Source organism: Spirosoma sp. (assembly GCF_048594605.1).
In the GTDB taxonomy this organism is placed as follows: domain Bacteria; phylum Bacteroidota; class Bacteroidia; order Cytophagales; family Spirosomataceae; genus Spirosoma.
The window spans coordinates 20,011-29,271 of record NZ_JBMDWV010000175.1 but is presented as its reverse complement, the minus strand read 5'-3'; the positions used below and the strand labels follow the sequence as shown (position 1 = coordinate 29,271).

The 9,261-nt window shown below is 48.8% G+C and carries 5 protein-coding genes and 1 pseudogene; 5 read left to right on the top strand and 1 reads right to left on the bottom strand.

Annotation, left to right across the window (positions count from 1 at the left end; genetic code table 11):
* The 3 genes and pseudogenes from ACOJS8_RS11180 to ACOJS8_RS11170 form a co-directional block, all read left to right on the top strand.
* Nucleotides 1-565, top strand: a pseudogene (locus ACOJS8_RS11180) (hypothetical protein); the annotation flags it as partial.
* A gap of 7 nt (nucleotides 566-572) precedes the next feature.
* A complete protein-coding gene (locus tag ACOJS8_RS11175; RefSeq protein ID WP_420148624.1) occupies nucleotides 573-2,027 on the top strand; it encodes a DUF1501 domain-containing protein in 1,455 nt (484 codons plus the stop codon).
* Between the two features lie 102 nt (nucleotides 2,028-2,129).
* Nucleotides 2,130-2,390 carry a hypothetical protein gene (locus ACOJS8_RS11170; RefSeq protein ID WP_420148623.1) on the top strand — a complete coding sequence of 87 codons (261 nt, stop codon included), beginning with the start codon at nucleotides 2,130-2,132 and terminating at the stop codon, nucleotides 2,388-2,390.
* A 96-nt stretch (nucleotides 2,391-2,486) separates the two neighbouring features.
* Here the strand turns inward: ACOJS8_RS11170 and ACOJS8_RS11165 are convergent, their stop codons facing one another.
* Nucleotides 2,487-5,648: a DUF5689 domain-containing protein gene (locus tag ACOJS8_RS11165; protein ID WP_420148622.1), complete on the bottom strand. Its 3,162-nt coding sequence runs from the start codon at nucleotides 5,646-5,648 to the stop codon at nucleotides 2,487-2,489.
* Between the two features lie 407 nt (nucleotides 5,649-6,055).
* Between ACOJS8_RS11165 and ACOJS8_RS11160 the strand changes: the two genes are divergently transcribed.
* Together ACOJS8_RS11160 and ACOJS8_RS11155 are read left to right on the top strand one after the other, a co-directional pair.
* Nucleotides 6,056-7,171: a mechanosensitive ion channel family protein gene (locus ACOJS8_RS11160; protein ID WP_420148621.1), complete on the top strand. Its 1,116-nt coding sequence runs from the start codon at nucleotides 6,056-6,058 to the stop codon at nucleotides 7,169-7,171.
* A 231-nt stretch (nucleotides 7,172-7,402) separates the two neighbouring features.
* Nucleotides 7,403-9,232 carry a DUF885 domain-containing protein gene (locus ACOJS8_RS11155; protein WP_420148620.1) on the top strand — a complete coding sequence of 610 codons (1,830 nt, stop codon included), beginning with the start codon at nucleotides 7,403-7,405 and terminating at the stop codon, nucleotides 9,230-9,232.
* Nucleotides 9,233-9,261: the final 29 nt, after the last annotated feature.

Sequence of the window (9,261 nt, the reverse complement as noted above, 5' to 3'; positions counted from 1 at the left end):
GCACTATGATGCCTTTAAAATCATCTTTTCGCCCCTGGTAAGTGCGAATCAGTCGGCTCACTGGCTGGAGAATAACGGATTCACGGAAGCACATGCGCATGTGAATTTCCCTTTTCCCAGCGAGTCGGATGCGGGTTTGTCAGCGCAGGCAGTCAATGTGCGAAAAGGCAATATTGTGTTTACAGAACTGAATCATGCTTTTATTAACCCGGAGGCTGATAAATACGGGGAACAGGTCCGGGCTGCCATCACCAACCTGGATACGTGGCTGGCGGATGGAAAACCCGCGAAACGGGGCTACAACAATACATTTGCCTGTTTCCACGAATACATGAATTGGGGGTTGGTGAGCCTGCGTTACGTCGATTTTGCCCCGAAACAGGAGCAGGCGCTCATGCAGAAGCGGGTTGAGGAGCGGATGGTCAATTACCGGGGTTTTAAAAAGTTTGCCGAATTCAATCAATTTTTGGTTTCTCTTTATCAGAACCGGCCGTCAGGGGCAATCGTCGCCGATTTATACCCGAAAATTATTAGTTGGTTTGCAGACAATAAACAACAGAACTGAACGAATTATGTCTGATATTCAGGATCAAATACACGACCAGCTAAGCCGCCGGAATTTTCTGGGACAGGCTAGTGCTGGCCTGGGCACCATTGCGCTGGCATCATTGCTGAACCCAGGTAATCTATTGGGGGGCGTTATTGGAGGGCAGGATAAATCACTGGGCAAGCCGCACTTTACGCCGAAAGTGAAGCGGATAATTTATCTGTTTCAGAGTGGGGCGCCTTCGCAACTGGAGCTATTCGATTACAAACCGAAACTCGAAGCGATGTGGGGGCAGGATTTACCCGCATCGGTACGTAACGGTCAGCGCCTGACGGGCATGAGCGCGGGCCAGAGTCATTTTCCATTGGCGGCTTCGAAATACAAATTTGCCCAATACGGTCCTGGCCGAATGTGGATCAGCGAATTGTTGCCCCACACAGCCGGTATTGCCAATGACCTGACTTTTGTCCGTTCGCTGCATACCGAAGCCATTAACCACGATCCGGCCGTTACGTTCTTTCAGACGGGTAGCCAGCAAGCCGGACGGCCATCATTTGGCTCCTGGATAAGTTACGGATTAGGGTCTGACAATCAGAATCTTCCATCTTTCGTCGTGCTGTTGTCGAAAGGCCGCGATGGCGATCAGCCGCTCTATGCCAAACTCTGGAGCAACGGTTTCCTGCCATCGGTGCATCAGGGCGTCGTATTCCGGTCGGGGCCCGATCCGGTGTATTATCTGAACAATCCGCCGGGCGTCGACAAAACCAGCCGACGCCGGATGCTCGATTACCTGGGCAAGCTCCATCAGGAACAATTCAAGCACGTACTTGACCCCGAAATCAACAACCGGATGGCGCAGTACGAAATGGCGTATCGAATGCAAACGTCGGTTCCGGAAACGCTCGATATTTCGAAAGAGCCTGATTATATTTTCGATATGTACGGCCCGGAAAGTCGTAAACCCGGCACGTTCGCAGCGAACTGTTTACTGGCACGCAAACTGGTCGAAAAAGACGTAAAATTTGTCCAGTTGTATCATCAGGGCTGGGATCAGCACGGAAACTTGCCAAATGATATTAAGATTCAGACGAAGAGCGTGGATCAGCCTTCGGCGGCACTGATTCGGGATCTGAAACAGCGCGGCCTGCTCGACGATACGTTGGTCATCTGGGGTGGAGAATTTGGTCGGGGAGCGTATTCGCAGGGCAAACTCACCCGCGATAATTACGGACGCGATCACCATCCACGGGCGTTTACGGTCTGGATGGCGGGTGCGGGTGTCAAAAAAGGAATGGTGTACGGCGAAACGGACGAGTTCGGCTATAACGTAGTGAAAGAGCCGGTTCACGTTCACGACTTCCAGGCAACCATTCTGCATTTATTAGGCATCGATCATGAAAAACTAACCTTCAAAAGTCAGGGCCGACGCTACCGTCTGACCGATGTTCATGGCAAGGTTGTGAAGCCCTTATTGGCTTAAACAGAAAAACGTAGTAGCGTAAGTAGTAAGCATGACTAAGGTTTTGTTGCAAACTATTTGATCGGGTGCGGGTTACTGTTGAAAAACAACCAACTAAAAATTATGGATAAGAAACTAACCACTACACTGGGAATAGCATTAGGAGCCTCCTTACTGGCTGGTGCAGGTTTTGGTATCTACAAATACTTCAGTAAAAAATCGAACAAAAAAGCCGGAAATGCATCTGCAAATGCTGGCACTGCTGCACGTAAAGCTTTCGTTGAAAGTTTTATAGGAAATGGACTTATCAAAAGTAATAGTCTCTACGGTGGAGTCGAGAATGGACTTGTCGGTGGCGGCTTATATAAAGAACAGGCTGCCTAACCAGCTTCTCAGATGGGTGGTAACGTAGCACTCACAAGCAAAAAAACGTCCTTCAACACATAGGTGAAGGACGTTTTTTTGCTTTACCCGGATCGGTTATCGAATGATGACTTTTAACGGGTTTTGATACGTACCGTCCGCATTTTGAATACGCAGATAATACAGACCCGGTGTTAGTTGCCCCGGTGTATTGATCGAAAATCCATTAGAATTCTGTTCTTTCTTCACATTGACGGGAATCTCCGCGCCAAACGTATTGTACAGCTTAATAGTAGCGGCTTCCAGGTTTTTTGCCGATAGTGTGAAACTTCCTGGATTAGGATTTGGATAGATAAGTGGTTCCGTATCCGTCACGTTGGCACCGGCCCGAACCGCAATAATTTTCGATAGCGTCGATGTACCGTCCGTATCCTTCTGTTTTAGCTGATAGTAATACAGTTGACCCTCCTGTACATGTTTATCCACGAATTCATAGACCGACTGAGCGCTGGTTGTAACCTGGCCTGCTACGTAGCCAACTTTCTCGAAATTCTGGGGCGTACTGCCTTTCAGAACGTCGAAACCCTGATTCTGCTTTTCCCAGGCTGTAACCCAGTTTAGCGCAATTCCCTGCTCTTTCGCCTGCCCGGTAAATGAAACCAGATTAACCGGAAGGGGGCCGTAAAACTGGAACCGGGCACCGATCGGAAAATGGTCGGATGTGGTGGTGCTGCTGCCAACAATCGGACTAAACTTTTTGACTGAGTTAACAATGTAACTGATGCCGCTGGTTGGCGTTGAACCGTCCGTCAGAATCTCGTTCGACACGGTCAGGTGATCAATGATATCCGGATACGAAGCGGTGCTGGATATTTTGCAGTCGCTCAATTGCTTGGTAATTACTTTATAATCCGGCGAGTTGACAAAGTTGCTGAAAGGCGAAACGAACGTGGCACTGGTAACGGGATCGATGTAAATAGATTGATCCGCATCATCGTTGTAATCGCCCATAATCATTACGTTATCATTCGGATAAGTCGTATCTAGATAACTTTTCAGGGAAGCGAAATCTGCCGTGCGTCGGTTGTAAGAGGATTCGTCGGCTAGTGCTTTAGCATGAAGTCCTACCAGTTTGAGATTCTTCGTGATGCCTCCTATCGTAACGTCGGCATTCATCAGGACAGGAAACCGGTTCGATGCCCAAGCGTTGGTACTCAAAGAAGCTGGAATGGCCAGAATCTGGCTCGCCGTTACGTTCGTGACCAGGGCCGTGTTGTACACAAAACAGACGCGCTGTGCATACGTTGACGGATCGCCGGGTACTTCCGGAATATCCCACCAGTGCGAATAATAAATCGGTGGGTTACGCGACGGGTCTTCACCGCAGGCTCTGGCGTATGTCTTGCCCGTGCCAGTATTCAGCGTAGCGATAATTCCATCCAGTGCCGACAGGTCCGTAACTTCTTCCAGACAGTAAATGTCCTGATTCATGTTTATCAGTTGCTGCGCTACGTTGGCCTGCTGCTGGGCTTCATTGGTTGGGCCATAGCCTGTTCGACCAAGCCACTCTACGTTCCACCAGGCTACGTCCAGCGTATTATCGAGCGAAATGGCCGTACCCCCCGTTCCGACTTCGGGGCAGGACGCCGTACTGGGTGCCGACCCCGGAATATCTTCCGTAGAGCGGGGTAGCAACTGACAGGTATTGTTAAATAAACTGACGACACCCGTAATATTCACCGGTAAAGCTGGCCGACTGGCTCCGACCAGATTCGTGCCGTTCTGAATACGCACGACTACGTTGCCTGTTCCATCGCTGACGGTGTAGTTGGTATTCCCGGCAAACGTACCGGTACCTGAAATCGTCGTTACGTTCGATAACGTGACCAGCTTGCCAACGTTGTTGCAAAGTGTAGCAGGCGTAACGGCCACGGGCGTAGCGGGATTGTTGGGCGTAGCTGTTTTTACGAAACAGGCCGTAAAATCCTTCAATTCGCGATCTGTATTGTACGTAGTCAGAGCACCCGTAACCTGAATTTCGTCGCCAATTTCAAACTCCGGAAGATCGATCGTTGTGCCAGTACCGGTATACAGCAAAATCCCCCCGGTAGCGTCCTGAATGTAAATGTTTGTACCCAGAATCGACGTAACAACGCCAGTCGCTGTAAACGTAACGCCGTCGGCTGCTGTCCGAATGGCACTGATGAGGGTTGACGTTCCGCAAGGTCCTATCGGACCCGCCGGATACACCGTTCCGTTTAGCGAAACTGTTTTCGATTGAGCTACTTCGGGACTGCTGATGGTTACTGTGCCGGAATAAGAACCCGTAGCCAAACCGGCAATTAATCGTGTGTAAACAGTCTGGCTGAGTGAGCCGTCGCCAGCGGGCGTAAGCGAAAGTGGATCGGTTGTAAACGTAGTGCCATCTGTCGAGACGGCGAAATTGGCTGGAGACGTAATGGTTACTGGTGTTGTTGGTGTAAGGTTCCGGGCCGTAACGGTAAAGGCGCTGGGCGAAGAAGGACCCGATCCTTCGGTGTAAGCCATACCTGCTAAGGCTGTCGGTAGGACGCCCGTTTTAGGATCGGTCGTAAAAGGCGAATACGTTAATACAAAGTCGTCCAGACCTGTTGTTGGTCGGTTACCACTACCGGCACTGGCGGTCAGGGCTACAACGCGTATCCAGACAGGCTCCGAAATGTTATCGAGGTAAAGACCAAAGTCGTAATTAATGGTGTTGTTAGTAAACGTACTGCCGCCAATTTCCTGCGTAGCCACCGTATTAAAGGTTGTTGGTGCGCTACCAATACCGTATTGAATAGCCCAGGTTGTTTTTCTGGGCGAGCCTGCATCCAGCGATTGAAGTTTGAGCGAAAGTTTAAAATCTTGAAAACCAGTCGTGTTGCTTAGCTGAACGGCAAAAGCGGCACCCGGATCGCCAAAACTGCCTGTTTGTCTAACGCCCAACGCTCTATCGGGAGCGCTGGCCTGTGCACTCGCCGAACTCGATGATGTTAACGTACCATTGTTCGATGACGCTACGTTCCTGAAGTTGCCCGTAGCCGTTGCCCAGCTTACGGCACTTGTGCTAAACGTTGCTGGGTTTCCTAACGTAGTGCTGGTTGCGCTGGTAAAGACGGCCCATCCTGCAGGCAGACCCGCTGTCGTAAGGTTATCAAAAGTCTGTGAGTAGGAGGTTGTTCCCGTTAAAGACACCTGCGCCAATAAATTCTGTGTGGCAAAGAATACGCACACAAGAAATAGGATAAGTTTATTCATAAGCTGAAATAGTTGACAAAGTTTAGCCAGAATCAGAACTGATAATGTGCTTAATTCTATAAATTAAGAGAATAGGAATCTTTTAAGATAGCCACTCAGTAGGTTTTGAATCGAATTCCTGTAATAAGGAAAGAATTAATAAATAGAGTTATAAAAAAGAGTCAGTACTGACTTTATTGATTGATGAAGTAAGTAGATTACGGGGTTCAGATAATATCGTGTTAGCGGATTTACGCAGCTTTCTTCTGGCTGAATAAGCTGGCGTAAAAAGGAATCGGCGTTATTTTTGGGATTCGTTTATTGCACGTAAATCGATAGATTATCGCTGTTAAACGCCTTTACAAATTCGTTGAGCCTAATAACGAAGGCTGGCAGCCGCATCGATTTATACAAATACTGTTCAGAAGATGCAACAACAATTAGATACCTGGATACGGGCTATTGTTCGATGGTTTGGCTACATTCCTAATCGCGACCTATCGGGCTGGATACTGCTAATAACTGCGCTTATATTAGGTCTGGCGATTGATTTTGTGGTAACACAGATTATTCGGTTTATCGTACGTCGTCGGCCATTTCAGACCATAACCTTGCTTCAGACGCACGTTCGGTGGGCGTTCTGGGCGTTTGTGCCGTCCATGTTATTTCTGCTGGCAACCAGCCTACAGTCAGCCCGATTTCTACGACGGCATCCCGTAGCCGACAAAACGGCGGAGATTCTGTTTCTGATTTCCTGTACCTGGCTGATTGTTCAACTACTAAAAGTTGGTGAGCTGCGGCTAATTCATCAGTACGACACGACGAAAGATGAAAATCTGGCGCAACGGAAATTTGTTACGCAGGTACGCTTTTTTCGGCGGTTAATCGGTATTATGGTTATCGTTCTTGGCGCTTCGCTATTGCTTATATCCTTTCAGGGAAGTCGAAAAGTAGGCTTGAGCGTACTCACGTCGGCGGGGGTTGTTTCGGTTGTCATTGGTTTTGCCGCTCAAAAAACGCTGGCCAATTTGCTGGCGGGAATTCAGATTGCGTTTAACCAGCAGATTCGTCTGGATGATGCCGTCGTGGTTGAGAAGGAATGGGGACGTATCGAAGAAATTAATCTGACCAGTGTAATTGTTCGACTCTGGGACCGACGACGGTTGATCTTGCCCATTACGTACTTCGTCGAGAATCCGTTTGAAAACTGGACCCGGTCGGATGCGTCAATCATTGGCGCTATTTTTCTCTACCTTGATTACAACGTACCGGTCGATAAAATCCGGGAAAAAGCCCGCGACATTGTGGAAAACGACCCGCTCTGGACCGGCGAAAGCTTTGCTGTACAGGTAACCGATACGTTGCCTACCTGCATTCAACTGCGTATACTCGCTTCGGCCCCCGACGCGCCATCTGCCTTTGATTTACGCTGCCATATACGCGAAAGTCTCATTGCTTTTATCCGTGATGAGTATCCACAAAGCCTGCCACAAACCCGCTTGATGCTGGCTGAAGAAATGAAGCCGAAAGCGCAGGAATTATAACCCATATGGAACGTAGCGATTCTGTCGAAACGATACGTATCCAATCATCTTTGAGGAGAAATAGTGTCAGTCGAAGTCATAACGAGCAGACTTGTAAAAGTCATCATTTATACGCTCAGCCTAGAGTGCATAGACCAAACCTGGTTGTTGGTTTTTCATGCCGTTTGATAAACTGAAAGTGAACCTACGCCTGAATTGGTGTATATTTTAGGCAGCTTCTGATCCTATACCATGCCATTTAAGAAAAGAACCTGGAAATTCTGGGTATTCCGCATATTCCTGCTTCTGCTTCTACTGGGTGCAGGCTGGATCGTTAACCTGATCTGGTTCCGTCCTTTCAATATCCGCCACTTCTACGACCGGGTGTTTGTGCTGAATATGCTACGTAGCCCGGAGACCATCACACAGCTGGGAATTCCCGTTTTATATAATTGGACCAAAGACCAGTGGGATGACGTGTCAGATGCCCAGCAATGGCGCAATTTTGCCAAAATTAAGGACGATTATGCCACCTTACAGAGTTACGATCGCTCCAGCCAGTCGGCAGAAAACCAGCTCAATACGAGCATATTGAGCTGGTACATGAAAGGAGTCGTGGACAGTGAACCGTTTTTTTATCATAATTACCCACTCAATCAGATGGATGGTGTTCAGAGCGGTGTCCCTGACTTGCTGCTGAACAAGCATCAACTCCGGACAAAGGACGACGTTGAGGCATACATTGGCCGATTAAGGGGCATATCTACCAAATTTGATCAGGTGCTGGAGGGACTCAAAATCAGAGAGCGCAAAGGTATCATCCCACCAAAAATCATCATTCAGCGGATACTGGACGAAATGAAAACGTTTAGCAGGGGAGGATTGAGCCGCAACGTCCTGTATATAGACTTTACCAAAAAAATAGCCAAAATCAACGATCTATCGACTGACGGAAAATCCTCCTATTCCAAGCAGGTCGCCGAGACTATTCAAACATCCGTTTTGGGAGCCTATCAAAAACTTATTGCTTACAACCAGGCTTTGTACGCCCGACCCTCCTCCGGGGATGGCGTCTGGAAACTTCCCAATGGCGATGCCTTTTACCGCTATCAACTCCGGCTGCATACCACAACGAATCTAAGCCCCGAACAAATAGAACAGCTTGGTTTACGGGAGGTTAGCCGAATCAAACAGGAGATGTGGACCATTTTGAAAAGCCAGGGATATACCGATACAACTCAATCGATTGGTAAGGTCCTGCAGGATTTAAGTAAAGAAAGTCGCTTTCTATATCCAGAAACCCCTGCTGGTAAAGCGATGATCCTTGAAAAGTATAAACGGATTATTGAGGAGGCTAGTCAGAAAGTGAATGTTGCTTTTGCCATTCGCCCGAAAGCGGGCATCACAGTAGAGCCGGTACCGGCCTTTCAGCAGGCCACGGCTCCCATGGGCAGATACAATATACCTGCCCTGGATGGATCGAAAGGCGGTGTTTTTGTGACGAATCTGCGAAATACGGCTGAACATCCAATGTTTGGCATGAAGACACTCGCTTACCATGAAGGCATTCCAGGCCACCACTTTCAGCTAGGCATTCAGACCGAACTGAAAGGGTTGCCTATCTTCCGCACGGTCATCCCGTTTACAGCTTACGCCGAAGGATGGGCGTTGTATACCGAGCAGTTAGCGTACGAGCTGGGCTTTTATCAAAACGATCCGTTTGGCAATCTGGGCCGTTTACAGGCCGAGCTGTTCCGGGCGGTCAGGCTGGTGGTAGATACGGGTATTCATCACCGACGCTGGACGCGGGAAGCGGCCATTTACTATATGGTTACCAACACTGGCCGGTCCGAAAGTGAGGTAACTACCGAAGTGGAACGCTATCTGGTCTGGCCGGGGCAAGCCTGCTCGTATAAGATCGGAATGTTGAAGATCCTGGAATTACGTGAAAAAGCTAAACAGGCACTCGGCCCGCGCTTCGATTTAAAACGGTTTCATCAGGTTGTGCTGGCAAATGGTGCCGTACCACTTCCCGTTCTCGAGGAAATGGTGGATGCCTACATCCAGGGCCAGAAGTTGTGAATTTTCTACCCTGGGTGGAAGTTGGCATT

Excerpts from the sequence above, each read along its gene's own strand:
- ACOJS8_RS11175 (WP_420148624.1), top strand. The coding sequence starts at position 573 with ATGTCTGATATTCAGGATCAAATACACGACCAGCTAAGCCGCCGGAAT.
- ACOJS8_RS11170 (WP_420148623.1), top strand. The coding sequence starts at position 2,130 with ATGGATAAGAAACTAACCACTACACTGGGAATAGCATTAGGAGCCTCC.
- ACOJS8_RS11165 (WP_420148622.1), bottom strand. The coding sequence starts at position 5,648 with ATGAATAAACTTATCCTATTTCTTGTGTGCGTATTCTTTGCCACACAG.
- ACOJS8_RS11160 (WP_420148621.1), top strand. The coding sequence starts at position 6,056 with ATGCAACAACAATTAGATACCTGGATACGGGCTATTGTTCGATGGTTT.
- ACOJS8_RS11155 (WP_420148620.1), top strand. The coding sequence starts at position 7,403 with ATGCCATTTAAGAAAAGAACCTGGAAATTCTGGGTATTCCGCATATTC.